The organism is Pseudomonas sp. Pseusp16, from assembly GCF_047324915.1.
GTDB lineage: Bacteria > Pseudomonadota > Gammaproteobacteria > Pseudomonadales > Pseudomonadaceae > Aquipseudomonas > Aquipseudomonas fluorescens_CD.
On record NZ_CP168522.1, the window covers coordinates 1,813,784 to 1,834,455 of the forward strand.

Here is a 20,672-nt window from a genome sequence, read left to right on the forward strand (position 1 = left end):
TTTGGGGGGATTTCCCCACTCCCCCCACCCTGTTTTGGGAAAAAATGTCCGGTCCTGAAACACCCTCCCTGTCTCAAACAGCCCATTTGAACGCCCTTCATCGTTTGGCCGGCGGATTTGTTAAGGGATTGATACAGAATCACTGGAACCCTCGCTCCAGAGGGCAATGCTATTCAGTCAGGGACTCTGTAGGAGCGAGCTGGCTCGCGATGGTCTCAAGGACGCTGCGTTTAGTCAGTTAACACGCGGCATCGTTAACGACCATCGCGAGCAAGCTCGCTCCTACAGGGGGTCATCAGAGCGGTGCATCCGCATTTGCGGGCTGCCCGCGACGGGCGCTGTCTCACCGATGAAACATCCCCGACAAAGTGTTTTTTGACAAACTCCGTAAGCCGTTGAATCAACGCCATATTCAAAAACCGGCACAGGTTTCGCTCTCTTTCTTCCATGGCTGACAAGGGCCAGCCAGGAAAGAAGGAATGACCACTGTGGGGATTCTCAAAAAAAGAGGCTTGACCTGCCTACTGCTGATCGGAAGTGTTGCCAGTACTGTTCTCAGTTTGAACGTACAAGCCGAAGGCAACGGTGTCATCGTGCTCGATCGTACCATTCACACAACGCCCATCGGTCGCAGTGGCGGCAGGGATCCGACCCCGAACACCGTCAATGCCAACCCGTCGGCCCGCGTCACCGGCGAACTCAGTGACGCCGACATTGCCGGGGTCACCACCGGAACGGCCCTTCGCAACAGCAACGGGCAAAGCCTGGGTGGCATGCAAGGTTTCAACGTCGTCACCAACCCCAACGGTTTGCCTGGCATGTCTGTCGGCCAAGGGGGTGGCAGTGGCGGCGCTATTTCCGGAACCATCAATCGTGCCATGAGCAGCGGCCTCGGCTCACTGGGCAGAATGGCGGGAGGCCAATGAGATGAGTCGTTCCCTCCTGTTACTTGCCCTGCTCGGATGCACCGGCGTGATGGCCGACTCGGGCGTCCGTTCAATGAACAACGCCTCCATCCAGGATTCCGGCACTAAATACCGAGGCAACTTCAGCGTCAACCAGGCGGCGGGTGATCAACAGCAGCAGGCCAACGTCCGCGCGATCGCCATTGGTACCGAAGCCGGTGCGACCACCAGTGTCCAGCAGAAAATCACCACGCCCGCCAATCCGTCGATGGATGCGACGGCCACTATCGGCGGCACCGCCTTCAGCAATGGCAGCGGCGTGCTGGGCGTCAACCAGGGCGCCGGGGCGAACAGCCAGATGGTCAACGCCCTGCGCATCAGCATCGGCGCTGCACCGCAAGCCATCGACGACAGTGCTCTTTCTCAACAGAACGTGGCGTTGCTACCGAACTCGGGAGCAACTGGCACCCCAAACGGCAGTCGCCAGGTCGTGACAAGCGACCAGGCCTTCACCGGCAGCCGGGGCGTGATCCAGGTGAACCAGAGTGCCGGGGTGGGGAACCGAATGGCTAACACCCTGAGTATCCGGGTCTCTGACTGACCCCGATACAGTGCGAATGGGGAAGTACCAACACTTGACCAACTAATGAGCACGGAGAATCACCATGAACCCGATAACTGCTCTCAAACCACTGGCTTTCGCCCTGGCAGCAGTGATGGCATTCGCAGCCCAGGCTGATCCCGTGCAGGGCAATGGACAGGGCAGCAACCAACCGCCTAATGGCCCATCGCTGGATCAGATTCTGCAGATTACCGCAGGCGCCGGGGCCGCCGTGCTGGACTCGCAGGAAAGCAGTGACAGCGGGGTAGTGAACCGGGGCACCAAAAACGACGCCAAAATCGATAACTCCCTGAACAACTCCAACGGCAACATGGGCGCCAACGTTGCAGCCGGTAACGGCAACCAGCAAGACAACGCCGCCGCCCTTGCCACGGCTGACGAAGCCTTCATCTTCGGCTCCGCCGTCACCGTCTCCAGCGCGACTCAGAAGAGCACCGGCAACACCGCCAGGAACCACTCCAACACCAACAACACAACGCTCAATAACTCTGGCAACAGCGGTTCCGGCAACATCGGCATCAACGTGACCACCGGCGACTTCAACCAACAGAAAAACAACCTGGCGATTGCCGTTTCCGGCGGCCGTGTAGCAGTAGCCGCGGCGGCGGCGAACCAAAGCACGTCCGGGCTGAAAGTCACCAACAACGCCAGGACTGATTTCGTACCCGTAGGTGTACTCGGTCTGTCCGGCATAACCACACAACAAGTGATGACACCAGAAGGCTGGAGACCTCCTGTAACCAACAATGCTTCGATCACGGGCTCGATGAACAGCTTCTCCGGCAACGGCGGAGCCAACGTATCGTCCGGCGTCGGCAACCAGCAAAGCAACTCGCTGTCCATCGCCGCAGGCTGCAAATCATGCCCATAATCGCGACCGTCATGAAAGCCTCGGCGACGACGCTTTTCCTCGGTCTGGAGGCGTATCGTCCATGCGTAAGACGGCCCTTTTCGCCCTGCTCTGCCTGTCTGGCCTGACCCAGGCCGCACAGATGCCGGTTGCGGCCCTGCCGGGTGGCGTACTGGTGTACAAGCACGTACAGAGTTTGCGCGAGCGCAAGTTCAGCGACATCGTCGAACAGAAAACCGATTTCAGCTGTGGCGCCGCCGCGCTGGCAACGATACTGCGCCAGGCCTATTGGCTCGACGTCGATGAGGAGCACATCATCAAAGGCATGCTGGTCTACGCCGACCAGGACCTTGTACGTACCCAGGGTTTTTCCATGCTGGACATGAAGCGCTACATAGAAAGCATCGGCATGCGCGCCCGAGGCTACAAAATCCCGCCTGAAAGACTCGATTCAGTGACGATTCCGGTGGTGGTACTGATGGAAATTCGCGGCTACAAGCACTTCGTGGTGTTGCAGCGGGCGGACAGGAACTGGGTCTATATCGGCGACCCGGTACTTGGTCACAAACGCTACTCCCATGATGACTTTGTCAAAGGCTGGAATGGCATTGTCTTCGCCATCGTCGGTCCCGGTTACGACAAGTCCAATGCGTTACGCAGCCCGCCGGAACCGCTGACAGCCAAGAACAAGATGGATAATTTCAACCCGGTCAAAGACGCTGAATTGATGGATTTTGGCTTCATACAGAGCGACTTCTTTTAATCGCCAACAAGATGATAGGGGGCAGGATGCTCCGGGAGCAGCAAATGAAAACCTCGTATTGGGTGGTCGCCGCCTGTCTGGCAGCGACCACATCAGGTTTTGCTGATGAATTCAGGCCCATCGAACTCAAGGACCAGGAACTGGCCGAGTTGCGTGGCCGGTATGTTATGCCGGGGCGGATCATCAGTTTCGGAGTCGTCATGAGCAGTACCTGGCGCAACGCCAGTGGTGATCTGATCGGGGCATCCTCCTCGATGCAACTCCAGGCCGAAACGGTCAAGCCCGAGTTCTATGTTTCGACCATCAAACAATCCGGTAAAGGCCGTTCGCACAACGAGGGTACCGGTAACGTGATGGGTGGCGCCGGACTCAACACCTCTCGGGGCATCACCCAGGTCACACGGGCCGCAGGCGATGGCAACAGCTCAAACAACAACATCGCCATCAACGTCAAAGAGGCCAGCACGGCCCCGGCACTGGTGCCGAGCCAGGGGCAGGCGCTGATAGCCGGTCAAACCATTACCGGCGGCAATGCCGCAGGCAGTGTCGCCGTGTCCGCGACGGGCGGCGGAGTTCAGATGGCCATTACTGCCAACAATAACCAGGGCTCAAGCCTGCAACAGGTCGCCCAAGGCGGGTTGCTGCAAAATACCCGGTTGCTGGGCAGCAGCAACGTGGTCGACAACATGACTCAACTCAACGTAGTGCTCAACAATAATGGCCCGAGTGCCAGTGTATTGGACTGCAACCTGAACCAACTCGCTGCATTACGGACCCTGGGGTATTGAACTACGCTGAGTCTCGAGCATTGGGCACAAATGGACGGCTTATTTCATGTACCGATCAGTATCACTGCGTGCAGTTGCATGCTTGAGTGCTCTACTCCCCGCGGCGATGTTGCAGGCAGCACCTGACCCGGAAATGGAGGCTCTCAAACAAGAGCTTCTGGAGTTGAAGCAGCGATACGAAGTACAGCAAAAAGCCTTGGCGGTTCTCGAACAACGGGTCCGCCAGGTCGAAGACCAACCCGCTGCGCCCCCCCCTAAACGCCTGGCCAAGTCGCCAGCGGACCTCAAAGGCAATCCAAAAGTCGCCACCGGCACCGGCGCCGCGGCGGCTTCAGGGGGCGCCGCCGGGGGCAGCGGCAGCTCTTATGGACAATCGCTGGCCGATGACTCTCAACCGGCGCAAAGCGTTTCAAACCTGTATGACGAGGCCAGCGGATTCTTCGGCGGTGGCAAGTTCAGCTTCGAAACCGGAATAACCTACTCCCGATACGATACCCGCCAACTGATCCTCAACGGCTTTCTCGCCCTGGACTCGATCTTCCTGGGCTCCATCAACCTGGACCGGATCAAGGCCGACACCTGGACGCTTGACCTCACCGGCCGCTACAACTTCAACAATCGCTGGCAATTCGACCTGAACGTGCCGGTGGTCTACCGCCAATCCACGTACCAGTCCGGTGGCGGCAACAACGGCACCGCCAACGTCACGACCGAAGATACGGTCAAGGAAGACCCGACCATTGGTGACGTCAACTTCGGTATCGCCTACAAATTCCTCGACGAATCGGCCAGCACGCCGGATGCCGTGGTGACCTTGCGCGTCAAGGCACCGACCGGCAAAGACCCGTTCGGCATCAAGCTGATTCGGGCGGCCGATAACTCCAACCTGGCCGTGCCTGAGTCCTTGCCTACCGGTAACGGCGTCTGGTCGATTACGCCGGGGATCTCTCTGGTCAAGACGTTCGATCCGGCAGTGCTGTTCGGCAGCCTGTCCTACACGCACAACCTGGAAGAGTCTTTCGACGACATCAGCTCCAACCCGGCGGTCAAGACACCGGGCAAAGTCCGCATTGGCGACAGTTTCCAGATCGGCGCCGGTATTGCGTTCGCCTTGAACGAAAAGATGAGTATGTCGTTCTCGGTCTCTGACCTGGTGCAACGCAAAAGCAAGCTCAAGGAAGATGGCGGGGATTGGCAATCGGTGGTGTCCAGCGATGCCAACGCCGGCTACTTCAACATCGGCATGACCATTGCGGCCACCGACAATCTGACCATCGTCCCCAACCTGTCCATCGGCATGACGGACGATGCCCCGGACTTCCAGTTCAGCCTGAAACTCCCTTACTACTTCTGACCCGAACAAAAAAACCGCTGCAATTGCAATCGCAACGGTTTTTTCAGGCTGCGGTTCAGCGAATCTGGTGCTTGTGCAACAAGCGATAGAAGGTCGGTCGCGACACACCCAATACTTTGGCGGCGACACTCAGGTTATCGCTGTGGCGATTCAATACATCACACAACGCCTGGCGTTCGGCCCGGGACTTGTATTCTTCGAGGGTCCCCATCGGCGCGGCGATTGTATGCTGGCTGATCAACCCCAGATCGCGGGCCTCGATCTGCCTGCCTTCGGCCAACACCAGTCCGCGACGAACGCGGTTGGCCAGTTCGCGAACATTGCCTGGCCAGTCGTGTTTGCCCATGGCAATCAATGCGTCTTCGCTGAAACTGCGCGGGCGGCGCCCGGTTTCATGGCTGTAGAGATGGGAGAAGTGGTTGGCCAGCGTCGCCAGGTCGCCATGGCGCTCGCGCAGCGGAACGGTTGCCACTTGCAGTACGTTCAAGCGGTAATACAAGTCTTCGCGAAAGCGCTTCTTCTCGATGGCGGCTTCAAGGTCGGTATGTGTTGCCGCCAGAACCCGAACATCCACCGGAATCAGCTGACTGCCACCCACCCGCTCGATGTGTTTTTCCTGGAGGAACCGCAACAGGTTGGCCTGCAACTCCAGTGGCAGGTCACCAATCTCGTCGAGAAACAGGGTGCCACCGTTGGCGGCTTCTATCCGTCCGACCTTGCGCTGGTGCGCGCCGGTGAATGCACCTTTCTCATGGCCAAACAGCTCGGACTGGATCAAATGTTCGGGAATCGCACCACAATTGATCGCAATGAAGGGTTTGTTGTGACGCTGGGACTGACGATGCAGGGTTCGTGCGACCAGTTCCTTGCCAGTGCCGCTTTCACCCCGAATCAACACCGGAGATTCGGTCGGAGCCAGTTTGCTCAACAGCTTTCGCAGCTCACGAATAGGCTTGCTGTCGCCCAGCAATTCGTGCTCGGGCTGGTCGACATAGACCGTGCCCTGCCCGCGCAAGCGCGCCATGCCAAACGCGCGCCCCAATGTTACCTGGACCCGGGACACATCGAATGGCAAGGTATGAAAGTCAAAAAACCATTCACAGACAAAGTCGCCGACATTTTGCAGTCGCAGCACTTCCTGATTGAGTACGGCTATCCACTCGGTGCCACTGCGGCTGATCAACGCTTTGACAGCTTCCGGGTGCTGTAGGTGAAAGGGCTGCAAGCGTAACAAACCCACGTCACAGGATCGGTCAGCGGCGTTCTCCAGCGTGCAGCTATCAACGTCCCAACCGATAGCCCGCAATCCGGGGATCAGACGATGGCAATCGTCGCAGGGGTCCACCACTAGTAAACGTCGTAAAGCAGGCGCATCGCTCATGACTGTTCCTTGGCGCCAAATTTAAGAAAATTTATTAAAAACAGTCGTTTGGCGGACCTGGCTGTAACATTAGCAAGAATTTGACAGGCCCTTGAACTGTTTGACTATAGCGTTGTCATAAAACCGGTTATAAGAAGCACTTTTGATAGTTACCTAACGACTCTTTCCTTTCATTCAGCTTTCAATGTCAGGCTCATACTTGAGTATATGAAATAAAGTGGAAAATTCTTTTGATTGTGTGTGACCCAACCCCCGGTTGCGGGCATCAGTACAAGTAACCAGCTGAACGGTAAGCCCAACCGTCGGCACATCACTTGATTGGGCAAACTGAGAGAAGACCCTATGAACGCCCCGCTGCGTATCAACGAAGCACTTCTGATTGCCGACCGCGCATTTAAACCATTCAAATGCGTGGCCTGGGCTCCACAAGACGGTAATGGCGAACTCAGCCTGACCGTTATCGACCGCACCAGCACCAGCATTGGCCGCAAGCAGATTCCAAGCAGCGCTTATTCCGATCCGGCACAACTCGAACTGCTGCTGGAACAGGCCCGCGCCGAATTGAGCCAGGAAGGTTACACACTGCAGTCGTGGTCGATGCCGCACTAATCGTTTTGCGGATTACCCCGGGGTAATCCGCACCCTCCCCCTGTCATTAGTTGGGCTGAACGCTCTCGCCCATCCGCACTGATTACCTCCGCAAGTTCGTACTTTTACGCACCCGGTACTTCGCAGGCTCGCTATTGGTTCGAAAAGACACTGTTGTGGCACACAGCGACTCTCCGTCTGTTACTTCTCACTGTTGTGCATCTCCCCATTCAGGGATTGAATAGTCTCCTTATTACGTCGCCACCCAAACTTCTGGATCCGGACGACTCGCAAGGAGATGCGGTTCATGTCAATCCGGCCCGCTATTGCCTACCCCACCACCCGGAAAACCGCCGGCACCCTCGATGCAACGTTTGCCGCCAATGGCAAAACCCAGGTGTATTTCGCCGACAGCCTTTCCAGCATTGCCAACGACGTCGCAATCGATGCCCAGGGCCGTTTGCTGGTGGCTGCGAAGGTCACCATGGCCGATGGCTGCCGCTTTGGCCTGGCCCGCTTGCTGGAGGATGGTTCCGCGGACCTCGCGTTCGGTAAGCAAGGCAGCATCATCGGGCAATTCGAACCGGGATTCGAAGCCATGGGCGCCAAGGTTGTGGTCATGCCCGACGGCAATATCCTGTTGGCCGGTCTGCACTACGAAAACGCGCACCACACGCTCCCGGCCCTCGCATTGCTGGATCAGCGGGGCAATCTGGTTCACGGCTTTGGCGATAATGGCCAGCGCGTCGTACGATTGCCTGGCGGTCTTTCCCTGGGCATGCGTGATATCTGGCTGCCTCCCGGTGTGCCAGGCGCAGAAGCCTGCGATGTGGACGTACAGCAAGACGGCCGGATCCTGGTCCTGGCCAACCATTACTACGAACTGGCCGATCACGTGGGCCTGTTGATACGGCTGGATGTCGAAGGCTCGCTGGACTGCTCGTTCAATGGCAACGGCTTTGTCGTGGTACGGCACCTGCTGGTGAATACCTGGCTCAGCAGCCTGACCGTTCAACGCGACGGTCGGATTCTGGTGGGTGGATCGATCAACTTCCCTGAAGAAGGCTTGCTGGCCCGCTATCACCCGGATGGGCGCCTCGACGAGAGCTTTGCCGTGGATGGATTCATGACGTTCAAGGCGCATGGGCATGGTGCCCAAGTCAGTCAGGTGGTCCAGCAACACACTGGCGATATCCTGTGTGTGGGCAGCAGTCATGAGCCGATGCATTGCCTGACCTTTAAAATGCACAGCAACGGCCGCCCCGACAACCACTGCAACAGCGGCCACCCGCGATGCCTGGAAATTGGCCGCAGCGGCTGCCAGTGGAGTGCCGCGCAATTACAGCCCGATGGCCGTTTGATCACGGCGGGCGCGACCATCGGCGGCGTTGAGGCAGACTTCATTGTCGGACGGTACCTGCCCAATGGCCATCTCGATCCCCGCTTTGGTGCAGGCCGCGGCTTTGTGCGGAGCCGCCTCGGCCCCAGCCTGGATACTGCCACCTGTGTCGCGGTGCAGGCCGATGGCAACATCGTGGCTGGTGGCTATTCGTTGCATGGCAGTTACAAGGCAGTAGTCACGCGATATCTGGGCTGAACCGATGCAGTAGTACTGCGCTTGATCTTCCAGGCTGCTTGCGGCAACTTGCGCGCTTCTTAAAACAAGGAGCAGCCGATGTCCGGCTCAATGGCCCAGGCGTTCGCACACAACTTTCTCGGGAACTCGCCCCGTTGGTACAAGGCCTGCATCGTCGGCTTTCTGATTCTCAATGCCCTGGTGCTGTGGGCCGCAGGCCCGATGGCTGCCGGCTGGCTACTGGTGCTGGAGTTCATCTTCACCCTGGCCATGGCACTCAAGTGTTATCCGCTGATGCCCGGCGGCCTGTTGCTGATTGAAGCCCTGTTGCTGAAAATGACTACGCCCCAGGCGTTGTACGAGGAGTTGTTGCACAACTTCCCGGTGATCCTGCTGCTGATGTTCATGGTGGCCGGTATCTATTTCATGAAGGACTTGTTGCTGTACCTGTTCTCGCGCCTGCTGTTGGGGGTTCGCTCCAAGGCCCTGCTGGCCCTGATGTTCTGCTTTTTGTCAGCATTTCTGTCGGCGTTCCTCGATGCCCTGACCGTGACCGCCGTGATTATCAGTGCCGCCGTAGGCTTTTACTCGGTGTATCACCGCGTTGCCTCGGGTAACGATCCGCGTCAGGACAGCGAGTTCAGCGACGACCAGCATCTGCCTACCCTGCACCAGGGGGATCTCGAACAGTTCCGCGCCTTTCTGCGCAGCCTGCTGATGCACGGTGCCGTGGGCACTGCTCTGGGCGGTGTTTGCACGCTGGTCGGCGAACCGCAGAACCTGCTGATCGGCCATGAAATGGGCTGGCACTTCTCCGAGTTCTTTACCCGGGTTGCGCCGGTATCCCTGCCGGTACTGGTTACCGGGCTGGTAACGTGTGTCCTGCTGGAAAAGCTGCGCTGGTTCGGATACGGCACGCTGCTGCCGGATAACGTCCATGCGGTGCTGGCCAACTACGCCGCCGAAGACAATGCCGAGCGCACCACTCGCCAACGTGCAGCGCTTCTGGTGCAAGGCGTTGCCGCATTGATTCTGATTGCCGGGCTGGCGTTCCACATCGCCGAAGTGGGCTTGATCGGCCTGATGGTGATCGTATTGATCACCGCCTTTACCGGCATCACCGACGAACACCGCCTTGGCACCGCGTTCAAGGACGCCATGCCGTTCACCGCGTTGTTGGTGGTGTTTTTCGCCGTCGTCGCGGTGATTCACGATCAGCAACTGTTCGCCCCACTGATCCACTGGGTGCTGACACTGCCAGCGGACCAACAGCCGGGCATGCTGTTCATTGCCAACGGCCTGTTGTCCGCCATCAGCGACAACGTGTTCGTGGCAACCATCTACATCACTGAAGTGAAGCGTGCATTCATGGCGGGTGAGATGACCCGTGAGCATTTCGAGACGCTGGCCATTGCGATCAATACCGGCACCAACCTGCCGAGCGTGGCGACGCCCAACGGTCAGGCGGCGTTCCTGTTCCTGCTGACCTCGGCGATCGCACCGCTGGTACGCCTGTCTTATGGGCGAATGGTCTGGATGGCGTTGCCTTACACCGTGGTGATGGGCTTGCTCGGGTGGTATGCGGTGAGCTACTGGCTCTGACCCGAAACAGAATATGGGAGCGGCGGTGCGGCGATCCGACTTGCTCGCGAATGCGGTGTGTCAGTCAACATTGATGTATCTGACACACCGCATTCGCGAGCAAGCCCGCTCCCACAGGGGTTTTGCGTTGTTATCGAGGGAGGATGTATTGCTCGATTGCCTGCGCAGCACCGTCTTCGGTATTGGCACCGGTGACCACATCGGCCTGGCGCCGCACCGCATCCTCCGCCTGCCCCATGGCAATCGACAGCCCGGCAACCTGAAACATTGCCGGGTCATTGCCGCCATCCCCTATCGCCGCCGTCTGTTCCAGCGGCACACCGAGATGCCTGGCCAGCGTCACCAATGCCTCTCCCTTGTTGGCTTGCATGGCGGTCACATCCAGATACACCGGTTGGGAGCGCGACACCTGTGCCTGGCCTACTACCTGCTGTAGCAGCCGCGCTTCGAGCTCGATCAACAATCCGGTGTTGTTGCTCGCGGCAACGATCTTGTCGATGCGCTCCAGATAGGGTTCGAAACTGTCGACCACCACCGGCGGGTACCCCAAGCCGTGTTGCTCACGAGGCACCATCGGGCCGTTCGCATCCTTGACCAGCCAGTCGCCGCCACTGAACACCCAGACCTCAACCTCTGGCAGGCCGCAAAGCAGCGTCAATGTGGTTAATGCGGCAGTAGCCGGCAAATAGTGCGCAACCAGAATACTGCCGTCCGGATTGACCAGCGTCCCGCCATTGAAGGCCGCCGTCGGCAGGTCGACGCCCAGGGCTTCAATGACTTGCAACATGGCCTTGGGTGGCCGGCCAGTGGCCAGACTGAACAGTACACCCGCCTCGCGCAACGAGCGGACGGCGTCGATGGTGCGCTGACTCAGGCCATGATCGGGCAGCAGCAACGTGCCGTCCATGTCACTGAGCAAAAAACCAATGGGGCGTTGCGTGGCCTCCTTCATCCGAGACGGTGCCAGACGCGACCGTCACGGATGAGCAATTCTTCGCCGGCCTTGGGACCGTTTTCCCCGGCGGCATAGCTCTGCACGCTGGAATCCTGCTGCCAGGCATCCAGGAACGGCTGTACGGCGCGCCAGCCGTTTTCGATGTTGTCGGCGCGCTGGAACAACGTCTGATCGCCTGTCAGGCAATCGTAGATCAGGGTTTCGTAGCCGGTGGATGGCTGCATCTCAAAGAAGTCCTTGTAGGCAAACCCCAGCTCGATGTTGTCCATCTTCAGGGCCTGACCGGGCCGCTTGGCCAACAGGTCGAACCACATGCCTTCGTTGGGCTGGATCTGAATGCGCAAATAGGTCGGTTGCAACTCATCGACCTCGGTATCGCGGAACTGCGCATAGGGCGCCGGTTTGAAGCAAATCACGATCTCGGTGTCGCGCACGCTCATGCGCTTGCCGGTACGCAGGTAGAACGGCACCCCGACCCAGCGCCAATTGTCGATCATGACCTTGAGGGCCACATAGGTTTCGGTATTGCTGTCGGGCGCGACCTTGTCTTCCTGGCGATAGCCCGGCAGTGCCTTGCCGCCGATCTCACCCGCGACGTATTGGCCACGCACCGAGTTGGCGCGGGCCTCCTCGACCGTCCAGGGCCTGATCGCACCGACGACCTTGGCTTTTTCGCCACGGACCGCATCGGCGCCAAACGCGGCGGGAGGCTCCATCGCCACCATCGCGAGCAACTGGAACAGGTGATTGGGCACCATGTCCCGTAGCGCGCCGGTGTGCTCATAAAAACTGCCACGGGTTTCCACGCCGACGGTTTCGGCGGCAGTGATCTGCACGTGATCGATGTAGTGATTGTTCCAGAACGCTTCGAACAGGCTGTTGGAGAACCGGCTGACCAGAATGTTCTGTACGGTCTCCTTGCCCAGGTAATGGTCGATCCTGTAGATCTGCTTTTCCGTCATCACCTTGAGCAGGCAGGCGTTCAAGGCCTCGGCCGTTTGCAAGTCGGAGCCGAAGGGCTTTTCGATCACGACCCTTCTGAAAGCCTCGGGGGTTTCCTCCAGCAAGCCGGCGGCACCGAGGCGGCGTGCCACTTCACTGAAGAAACGCGGCGCGGTAGCCAGGTAGAACACCGCATTGCCGGTTCCGCTGTCGGCGATTTTCGCCGCCAGCGCTTGATAAGTGCTGGCGTCCAGGAAGTCGCCCTGGACGTAGCTGATGCCTTTGGCAAGTTTGGACCAGAGCGCTGGATCAAGGGTGTGGTCGCCCTTGCCAGCCATCTCGTTCTGAATGAAGTCTTCGAGCTTTTGCGCAAAGCCTTCATCGCTGATGGCGTTGTGGTCAACGCCGATGATCCGCAGTCCATCCCCGAGTAAGCCGTTGCGCTTGAGGTTATACAGCGCCGGTACCAACAGACGCTTGACCAGGTCACCGTGGGCGCCAAACAGAAACAGCGTCGTCGGTGGTGCGGGCTCGGCCTTGGATTTCCTGCGGATCGCATGGGTCATTTTTTCGAGGTCTCCACATGGCCGCCGAAGCCGAAGCGCTGGGCCGAGAGAATCTTGTCGCCAAAGGTACCTTGCCCACGGGAGCGGTAGCGGGAGAACAGCGAGTTCGACAGCACCGGCACCGGCACCGCTTGCTCCATCGCGGCTTCGATGGTCCAGCGACCTTCACCGCTGTCGGCCACGGAGCCGGAAAAGCCGTCGAGTTTCGGATCACTGGCCAGGGCGTCGGCGGTCAGGTCGAGCAACCACGAAGACACCACGCTGCCACGACGCCAGACTTCGGCGATGTCGGCGACGTTCAGGTCGAAGCGCTGGTCTTGTGGCAGGCTCTCACTGTTTTTGGTTTGCAGGATGTCGAAGCCTTCGGCGAAGGCCTGCATCATTCCGTATTCGATGCCGTTGTGGATCATTTTCACGAAATGCCCGGCACCGGCGGGACCGGCGTGAATGTAGCCACGCTCGGCACGATCGTCGTCGGACTTGCGGTCCTTGGTGCGCGGGATGTCGCCCAGGCCCGGGGCCAGGGTTGCGAACAGCGGGTCAAGGCGCCTGACGGTCTCGGCATCGCCGCCGATCATCATGCAGTAACCGCGCTCCAGGCCCCAGACGCCGCCGGAGGTACCGACATCGATGTAATGCAGGCCTTTTTCCGACAGGGTTTTCGCCCGGCGGATATCGTCCTTATAGAAGGTGTTGCCGCCGTCGATGATGGTGTCGCCGGGTTCGAGCAAGGTGCTCAGGGTGTCGATGGTCTCTTCGGTCGGCGCGCCGGCCGGCAGCATGACCCAGACCGCACGCGGCCTGGCCAGGCCGGCAACCAGCGCCGGCAGATCGGCGGCGCCAGTGGAGCCCTCTGTGGCCAGGGCTTCGACAAAGGCGGTATTGCGATCGTAAACAACGGTGGTGTGCCCGTTGAGCATCAGGCGCCGCGCAATATTGCCGCCCATGCGGCCCAGTCCAATAATCCCGAGTTGCATGTGCTGATGCTCCCTACTACAAATTAAAGTGTGTCAAAGGTTATAGCCCAACGCGACTCATGAGGTTAGTCCAGAGCGTTGGCGTGAAGTTTCCGGGCATTGTGCCCGATCCTGATGGATAACGTCGGGAATCAAACCGAAGACACAACGACCATGAAAAATAAAAAAGTTCCCTTCGGGGGCAAAAGAAATCAAAATTGGCGCCGATAGTAGGTCAGCCCCGGATTTCGAGGCGTACCTACAGTTGAGACACGCCATTTGCGAGGTGAGCAATGGGCACAGTACATACCGCACTGCCAGCACAAACCCTTTACGTCACTATCCGTCGCGATGAATTGCGCCAGTTGAAGGACGAACGCGATCAGTTGAAGCAGGAACTGGCGCAATTGCGGCTGCTGCTGCAAGCCAATCAAGTGCAGCCCCTGGCTGTGGTGCAGCGCGCCCCACTCGCCTGATTCCCTCCTTTGAAGCGGGAGCAGTCTGCACTGCTTCCGCACCGGCTCACGCCCTGCCCTCCCTGGCACCTCACATAATTTTCACAATTGTTTCACAATAATTACTGGTTTAGGTCGCCCGATTCCGCGCGGCCATCGTTCGTCGTCCGCGATACCCAAGTCCCGGCGGTGGTAGTGAATTCTCGGCTGGAGCGCTGAATGTCCTTGTTTGAACGCAGTAAAACTACTGCGACAGCTTTTGATTGGGCCGGATTCGTCTGGCTGTTTGTTTTCTTCTGGTACTTTTCCGGCATTACCCAACTACTGATCCAGCTGACTGGCACCTCCGGCTTTAGCGGATTCCGCCAGGCCTTCGTCATGAGCGCCATCTGGCTGGCGCCCATGTTGCTGTTCCCCCGGCAAACCCGTGTCATGTCCGCAGTGATCGGCGTCGTGCTGTGGACGTGCTCCATGGCGAGCCTGGGTTATTTCTTCATTTATCAGCAGGAATTTTCCCAGAGCGTCATCTTCATCATGTTCGAATCGAACGTGGCTGAAGCCGGCGAGTACATGACCCAGTATTTTGCCTGGTGGATGGTCCCGGCATTCCTGGCCCACAGCGCTTTCTCCTGGTTCCTGTGGACGCGCCTGCGCCCGGTGTACCTGCCTCGCGGCAAGGCAATCGTGGCAGCAGTGGCCATTCTGGTCTCCGTGGTCGCTTATCCGCTGATCAAGCAGACCCAGCGTACCGGCAGTTTCGCGGCCGGGTTCGAGAAGTTCGAAACCCGCATCGAACCTGCGGTGCCGTGGCAGATGGCCGTGGCCTATCACCGTTACCTGGAAACCCTGGCCGGTATGCAGGACATGCTGGAAAGCGCCAGCAAGATTCCACCACTGCATAACCTCAAGGATGCCATGGCCAACACGCCTGCGACTCTGGTGCTGGTGATCGGCGAGTCCACCAACCGTCAGCGCATGAGCCTGTACGGCTATCCCCGGCCAACCACGCCGGAACTGGACAAGCTCAAGGATCAACTGGACGTTTTCGACAACGTCATCACCCCGCGCCCCTACACCATCGAGGCGCTGCAGCAGGTCCTGACCTTCGCCGACGAAGAAAACCCGGACCTGTACCTGTCGACGCCATCGCTGGTCAGCATGATGAAACAGGCCGGTTACAAGACCTTCTGGATCACCAACCAGCAGACCATGACCAAGCGCAACACCATGCTCACGACCTTTTCCGAACAGGCCGACCAGCAGGTGTATCTGAACAACAACCGCAACCAGAACGCCGCCCAGTACGATGGCGACGTGATCGAGCCATTCAACAAGGCCTTGGCCGACGGGGCACCGCGCAAGCTCATCGTCGTGCATTTGCTCGGCACGCACATGAGCTACCAGTACCGCTACCCGCCGACCTTCGACAAGTTCCAGGACCGCACTGGCGTACCGGCCGGCATTCGCGATGACCAGTTGCCGACGTACAACAGCTATGACAATGCCGTGCTGTACAACGACTTCGTGGTGTCCAGCCTGATCAAGGACTACGCCAGGACCGATCCGAACGGCTTCCTGCTGTACCTGTCCGACCATGGCGAAGACGTGTTCGATTCCGTGGGCCACAGCACACTGGGGCGCAACGAGAACAAGCCGACAGCACCGATGTACACCATTCCGTTCATGGCCTGGGCTTCGCCGAAATGGCGGGCAAGCCATGACTGGAACCTCGCCGGTGATCTCTCGCGGCCTTACAGCAGCTCGCACCTGATCCACACCTGGGCCGATCTGGCAGGCCTGAGCTTCGACGAACTCGATCAAAGCAAAAGTGTGGTCAGCGACAGTTTCAAGGCCCGGCCATTGATGATCGGCAACCCGTATGAGCGCGAGCAACGCGCGTTGATCGACTTCAGCCTGATGAAGCCGAAAACGCCACCCGCAATTGTTCAGCAGTAATCCTTTCAGGGGCCGCTTCCGGCCCCTTTTTCATCTTCTCGCTTCGGAAATGGCAGCCGTTGATGAAGTTAATTCCCATTTAACCGAATCGGCGGATAATGCCATTTCGACACTGATTCATTGGCTCATGGACGAAAGGCATCCGACAACTTCAGTGGGAGGCATACCATGAAACGCACCGCCGCGATCCTCGCCGGCCTGATGGCACTGGGCTCGGCCAGCGCATTTGCCGAGGGTGGAGCCGAACGCATGCGCTATTACTACGAAAGTCTGCGACTGGCCCAGCAACAAGCCCTGGGCCATCCGATCCAAAGCTCTGAGCTGCGGGTACCCGACGATCAAACCGCACAAATGACTGAAACCTACAGACCGAAATGATCCATGGACCTCTGACTGCGGCTCTACAGTTGGAGAACATCGTTCGGGCGTCCTGATGGACGCCCTTTTTTTCCTGTTGAGTCAGAGGCTCTTGGTCCAGAACAGCATGCGTCCATGGGCCGGATCGAACATGCCGGCGGCAAAACCGGCTTTTGCATAAGCGCCCTGCGCCACGGCATTGCCTTCCAGCACCTCCAGGGTGAGCTTGCAGCAACCACGCTGACGGGCGATGTCCTCGACCTTTTGCAGCATCTTCCGGCTCAAGCCCAACCCGCGAAATTTTTTCACCACCGACACATCGTGCACATTGACCAACGGCCGGCAGGCAAAGGTCGAGAACCCCTCGAAGCAATTGACCAGCCCGGCTGGCTCGCCCCCGACAAACGCCAGCACACTGAAGGCGTGGGGACGCCTGGCAAGCTCTGCCGGGAGTTGCTCCAGTACATTGGCTGGCAACGACTGACCACCCCCCATCGGATCCTCGGCGTAGTGGTTCAACACCAGACAAATAGCCTCGGCATGCACCGGATTGGTGTAACTGGCCTGAAGCACAAGAATTTCTGCGGAGTCCATTTCCATCCTCGATCACACATGAAGTAGCCCCCAGCATGTATTTCACGCTGAAGTGCGCGCTGACCATAGCGCGAGCACCCTGCCAACGACAATCGCAACCGAGGAAATCTTTTGGCGCTCAAGCGCCCCAGATCAAGGCTTCGGTCCATCCCAGCTCGGCAAAATCCTCGGCCCGCAAGTGTGACTCTCCGGCGCAGAAAAACTCGTCGAGCTGCGGTGGCCGGACCGAAGTTCCGCTGAGCATGGCGTGAACCTGGCCGCGGTGATGGATCTGGTGCTCAAACAAATGGGACAGCAGGCGCAAACGACTGTCGTGTTGCGGGGTGTCGCGGGCGATGGTCACGATTTTGCCAAGGTCGGCGTCGCGCATCTGCTCGCAGTAGGCGATCAGCCGGCGGTCGACGTGGGCCTGCTCGCCAACGAGGTCCGTCGCCATGAGAAAAGGCTCGTCTTCCTTGAAAAATACACGGCAGTCGGGATGTGGATCGTCGCCGCGCAGTTCGCGCTCCAGGGCGTCCACATAAAACCAGTCACAGGTAAGGATGTGGTTGAGGGTGGCGCGGATAGTCGGGAAGAAGCTGACCCGCGGTGCAGTCAGCTCCTGCGGGCTCAACTGACGCCAGGCCTTGGCCAGTCGGTGATTGGCCCAGGCGTTCTGATAGGCCATGGTCAGCAAATGGTGCGAAAGGGGCTGATTCATGTTCGCTGCTCCCGATCAAATCCCGATCAAACTTCGGCAAACCTCTGCAGTTGCATTTCCTGCAATCGACTGAGGGTGCGGCGGAACGGGAATTCCAGATAACCCTCGGTGTAAAGCGACGCCATCGGCACTTGCGCTTCAAGGTACAGCGGTACCTTGCGGTCGTAGCACTCGTCCACCAGGGCAATAAACCGTCGCACACCATCGTCATGCACCGACAACTGTGGCAGCTCGCGGTCCCCCGCTGCCACCCGCTCGACACCGTCCTCAGTGCCACGGGCGATGCGCCCGGCACGTTTTTGCGCGCTGAGGTTGGGTACGTCACTCAACAGAATAGCGCTGTAGGTATCGCACAGGGCGATGAAATCCATGGCCGCGAAAGGTTGCTCGCACAACGCGGCGTAACAGGTCCAGAGCACGGTCGGGCTGGCCTTGACCACCTCGAGGGAGCGGTAACCGACCTTGACCGGTTCGCTCGACACCGGCTGATTCACGGCCAACCCCGAGAACACCCCGGTGAGCGCATCTGGCTGCCCGGGCTCGGCGACCCAATAACGTTGTGAACCAGCACCCGGATGCAGGCGATGGTCTTCCCCGCCATCGACTGCAATCACCTGCATGTGCTGCTTGATCGCCGCGATGGCGGGCATGAAACGGTCGCGATTGAAACCGTCGGCGTACAGCTGGTCCGGTGGCAGATTGGACGTGCAGACCACCACCACGCCCTGTTCGAACATCACCTGGAACAGGCGCCCGAGAATGATCGCGTCGCCGATGTCATTGACGAACAGCTCGTCGAAACACAACACGCGAACCTCTTCGGCCAATTCACGGGCCAACGCCTTGAGCGGGTCGGCGGTGCCGGTCAGTTGAAACGAGCGCTGGTGCACCCAGCCCATGAAGTGGTGAAAGTGCTGGCGCCGCGCCGGTACCCGCAGGTTTTGGTAGAACTGGTCCATCAACCAGGTTTTACCCCGCCCCACCGGCCCCCACAGGTACACCCCGGAAATGGCCGAGCGGCCTTCGTGCAGCGCTTCGTGGCATTTTTGCAACGCCCACACGGCATGTTCCTGGGCCTCGTCCTGGACGAAGCCCTTTTGTTCGATGGCGTGCTGCCAGGCGCTCAAGGGGGAATCGATAGTCATGGGCGGCAGTATGCCATTGCGCATTGATAACGTGACCGGTTATCGGCGCTTTTGTGCGAAAGGGAAAAGCATCTTGACGGCTTAAATTACAAGCATCATATTTATAAATGTCGCTCAACATATATAACCCTGACGTCATCCCTCTGGAGTCATCCCATGCACTACAAAGTTTTCGGTCGTAAAACCGGCTTGCGTGTTTCCGAGCTGGCACTGGGCGCCGGCAATTTCGGTACCGGTTGGGGCCATGGCGCCGAGCGTGACGAAGCCAAACGCATTTTTGATGGCTACCTGCAAGCCGGTGGCAACTTCATCGATACCGCCAATGGTTACCAGGGCGGGCAATCCGAGGCCATGCTCAGCGAATTCATCGCCGCGGAACGCGATAGCCTGGTCATCGCCACCAAATACACCCTCGGGACTACCCCGGCGGCCGGCATTTCCCACACGGGCAACAGCCGCAAGAACATGGTGCGCGCCGTCGAAGAAAGCCTTAAACGGCTGAAGACCGAGCATATCGATCTGTTCTGGGCTCACATGAGCGACGGCGTCACGCCCATGGAAGAGATCCTGCGCGGCTTCGACGACCTGGTCAGTGCCGGCAAGATTCATTACGCCGGACTGTCGAACTTCCCCGCGTGGCGCATCGCCCGCGCCGACCTGTTGGCCGAGGTGCGTGGTTTTGCGCCGATTGCCGCGATCCAGGTCGAGTACAGCCTGGCCGAACGCACAGCCGAGCGTGAACAACTGCCGATGGCCGAAGCCCTGGGCCTGGCCGCGACCTTGTGGTCGCCGCTGGGTGGCGGCTTCCTGACCGGCAAGTATCGCAACAGTGAAGGCGACAACCGCGCGAACAAGCTCGGCGTGTTGATTCATGCTGAAAAAAGCGCCCGCGAAACCGCCCTGCTCGACACCTTGATCGACATCGCCGCAGCACTCGATGCCAGCCCGACCCACGTGGCCATCGCCTGGCTGCGGGAAAAGGCCAAACGCTCGACCACGGCACTGATTCCGATCCTCGGTTCCCGCACACGCGAGCAACTGGATGCCACGTTGGGCGCGCTGAATGTGCAGTTGAGCACCGAGCAAATGGCAAGGCTGGATGGCGTCAGTGACGTGGCCAAAGGTGTGCCACACGAATCCATTTCCGGTTCGTTCGCACGCTTTAGCGGGGGGCAGATCCTCGAGTTACCGAGCATTCCGGTGGCCTGACACCCATCAAAACTGTGGGAGCGAGCTTGCTCGCGATGAGGGCGGAACATTCAACAACTATGTTGGCTGATCGACCGCCATCGCGAGCAAGCTCGCTCCCACAGGGTTTGTGTACTACATATCGACCTTATGTCTTGCCGCATACAGGCACAGCATCTCCATCGCCAGCGTTGCCGCCGCCAATCTCCCATTTGAGCTACTCCTAAATAGTCTGGCGCGCCCTAGAGAAACTCTGAAAAAACCCACTCTTTTGCAAAAAATCTGTCTGGAGCCCCCGCATTTCCAGAACTTGTTTTTTGGATGCTGGGGTTCCTCAGAATAATCCTACAGCTCATTCCTAAAAGCTGCCTTCCTATTCCCATTTTTTGGCCTCGCAATATTTTGTTACTTTCTTATCGTTTGATTTGC

The 20,672-nt window shown here is 58.9% G+C and carries 20 protein-coding genes; 13 read left to right on the forward strand and 7 right to left on the reverse strand.

Annotation, left to right across the window (positions count from 1 at the left end):
• The first annotated feature begins 479 nt into the window (after window positions 1–479).
• The 6 genes from ACEN8Q_RS07945 to ACEN8Q_RS07970 all read left to right on the forward strand — a co-directional run bounded on the left by ACEN8Q_RS07945 (window position 480) and on the right by ACEN8Q_RS07970 (window position 5,282).
• The gene (locus ACEN8Q_RS07945) at window positions 480–926 is read left to right on the forward strand and encodes a hypothetical protein (protein ID WP_413427476.1); all 447 of its coding nucleotides are present in this window, start codon (window positions 480–482) and stop codon (window positions 924–926) included.
• Window position 927: 1 nt separating this feature from the next.
• Window positions 928–1,506 carry an adhesin gene (locus ACEN8Q_RS07950; RefSeq protein WP_413427475.1) on the forward strand — a complete coding sequence of 193 codons (579 nt, stop codon included), beginning with the start codon at window positions 928–930 and terminating at the stop codon, window positions 1,504–1,506.
• A gap of 64 nt (window positions 1,507–1,570) precedes the next feature.
• Entirely contained in the window at window positions 1,571–2,398 is an 828-nt protein-coding gene (locus ACEN8Q_RS07955; RefSeq protein ID WP_413704917.1) for a heme utilization protein, read from the forward strand.
• A gap of 61 nt (window positions 2,399–2,459) precedes the next feature.
• Window positions 2,460–3,140 (forward strand): C39 family peptidase, encoded by a 681-nt coding sequence (locus tag ACEN8Q_RS07960; protein WP_413427473.1) that lies wholly within the window; start codon window positions 2,460–2,462, stop codon window positions 3,138–3,140.
• A 26-nt stretch (window positions 3,141–3,166) separates the two neighbouring features.
• Window positions 3,167–3,928, forward strand: a complete 762-nt coding sequence (locus ACEN8Q_RS07965; RefSeq protein ID WP_413704918.1) for a hypothetical protein — start codon at window positions 3,167–3,169, stop codon at window positions 3,926–3,928.
• A 46-nt stretch (window positions 3,929–3,974) separates the two neighbouring features.
• Entirely contained in the window at window positions 3,975–5,282 is a 1,308-nt protein-coding gene (locus tag ACEN8Q_RS07970; RefSeq protein ID WP_413427471.1) for a hypothetical protein, read from the forward strand.
• A gap of 55 nt (window positions 5,283–5,337) precedes the next feature.
• On the opposite strand, the gene ACEN8Q_RS07975 is transcribed toward ACEN8Q_RS07970, so the two are convergent.
• Window positions 5,338–6,663 carry a sigma 54-interacting transcriptional regulator gene (locus ACEN8Q_RS07975; protein ID WP_413427470.1) on the reverse strand — a complete coding sequence of 442 codons (1,326 nt, stop codon included), beginning with the start codon at window positions 6,661–6,663 and terminating at the stop codon, window positions 5,338–5,340.
• 342 nt (window positions 6,664–7,005) lie between these two features.
• Here ACEN8Q_RS07975 and ACEN8Q_RS07980 point away from each other — a divergent pair, with 342 nt between their 5' ends.
• From ACEN8Q_RS07980 to nhaB, 3 genes are all read left to right on the forward strand, one after another.
• Window positions 7,006–7,272 (forward strand): hypothetical protein, encoded by a 267-nt coding sequence (locus tag ACEN8Q_RS07980; RefSeq protein ID WP_007983639.1) that lies wholly within the window; start codon window positions 7,006–7,008, stop codon window positions 7,270–7,272.
• Between the two features lie 286 nt (window positions 7,273–7,558).
• Complete coding sequence (locus ACEN8Q_RS07985) at window positions 7,559–8,848, forward strand: hypothetical protein (RefSeq protein ID WP_413427469.1); 1,290 nt, start codon at window positions 7,559–7,561, stop codon at window positions 8,846–8,848.
• A gap of 78 nt (window positions 8,849–8,926) precedes the next feature.
• Window positions 8,927–10,429, forward strand: a complete 1,503-nt coding sequence (gene nhaB / locus ACEN8Q_RS07990) for a sodium/proton antiporter NhaB (RefSeq protein ID WP_413704919.1) — start codon at window positions 8,927–8,929, stop codon at window positions 10,427–10,429.
• Between the two features lie 130 nt (window positions 10,430–10,559).
• Here nhaB and ACEN8Q_RS07995 read toward each other — a convergent pair whose 3' ends face one another.
• From ACEN8Q_RS07995 to gnd, 3 genes are read right to left on the reverse strand one after another with little or no spacing between them, the layout of a single operon-like run.
• A complete protein-coding gene (locus ACEN8Q_RS07995; RefSeq protein ID WP_413427467.1) occupies window positions 10,560–11,381 on the reverse strand; it encodes an HAD family hydrolase in 822 nt (273 codons plus the stop codon).
• Window positions 11,378–12,892, reverse strand: coding sequence for a glucose-6-phosphate dehydrogenase (gene zwf, locus ACEN8Q_RS08000; RefSeq protein ID WP_413704920.1), 1,515 nt, complete (start codon window positions 12,890–12,892; stop codon window positions 11,378–11,380). The genes ACEN8Q_RS07995 and zwf overlap by 4 nt, the downstream gene beginning before the upstream one ends.
• Entirely contained in the window at window positions 12,889–13,869 is a 981-nt protein-coding gene (gene gnd / locus ACEN8Q_RS08005) for a phosphogluconate dehydrogenase (NAD(+)-dependent, decarboxylating) (protein ID WP_413704921.1), read from the reverse strand. The genes zwf and gnd overlap by 4 nt, the downstream gene beginning before the upstream one ends.
• Before the next feature lie 272 nt (window positions 13,870–14,141).
• Between gnd and ACEN8Q_RS08010 the strand changes: the two genes are divergently transcribed.
• From ACEN8Q_RS08010 to ACEN8Q_RS08020, 3 genes are all read left to right on the forward strand, one after another.
• Window positions 14,142–14,324 carry a DUF6026 family protein gene (locus ACEN8Q_RS08010; protein ID WP_347906748.1) on the forward strand — a complete coding sequence of 61 codons (183 nt, stop codon included), beginning with the start codon at window positions 14,142–14,144 and terminating at the stop codon, window positions 14,322–14,324.
• Between the two features lie 198 nt (window positions 14,325–14,522).
• The gene (locus tag ACEN8Q_RS08015; protein WP_413704922.1) at window positions 14,523–16,259 is read left to right on the forward strand and encodes a phosphoethanolamine transferase CptA; all 1,737 of its coding nucleotides are present in this window, start codon (window positions 14,523–14,525) and stop codon (window positions 16,257–16,259) included.
• A 168-nt stretch (window positions 16,260–16,427) separates the two neighbouring features.
• A complete protein-coding gene (locus ACEN8Q_RS08020; protein ID WP_413428818.1) occupies window positions 16,428–16,637 on the forward strand; it encodes a hypothetical protein in 210 nt (69 codons plus the stop codon).
• Window positions 16,638–16,718: 81 nt separating this feature from the next.
• Here ACEN8Q_RS08020 and ACEN8Q_RS08025 read toward each other — a convergent pair whose 3' ends face one another.
• From ACEN8Q_RS08025 to zapE, 3 genes are all read right to left on the reverse strand, one after another.
• Entirely contained in the window at window positions 16,719–17,210 is a 492-nt protein-coding gene (locus ACEN8Q_RS08025) for a GNAT family N-acetyltransferase (protein WP_413428817.1), read from the reverse strand.
• A gap of 118 nt (window positions 17,211–17,328) precedes the next feature.
• The gene (locus ACEN8Q_RS08030; protein WP_413704923.1) at window positions 17,329–17,910 is read right to left on the reverse strand and encodes a DinB family protein; all 582 of its coding nucleotides are present in this window, start codon (window positions 17,908–17,910) and stop codon (window positions 17,329–17,331) included.
• A 26-nt stretch (window positions 17,911–17,936) separates the two neighbouring features.
• Entirely contained in the window at window positions 17,937–19,055 is a 1,119-nt protein-coding gene (gene zapE, locus ACEN8Q_RS08035) for a cell division protein ZapE (protein WP_413704924.1), read from the reverse strand.
• Window positions 19,056–19,211: 156 nt separating this feature from the next.
• Between zapE and ACEN8Q_RS08040 the strand changes: the two genes are divergently transcribed.
• Window positions 19,212–20,264 (forward strand): aldo/keto reductase, encoded by a 1,053-nt coding sequence (locus ACEN8Q_RS08040; protein WP_413704925.1) that lies wholly within the window; start codon window positions 19,212–19,214, stop codon window positions 20,262–20,264.
• Window positions 20,265–20,672: the final 408 nt, after the last annotated feature.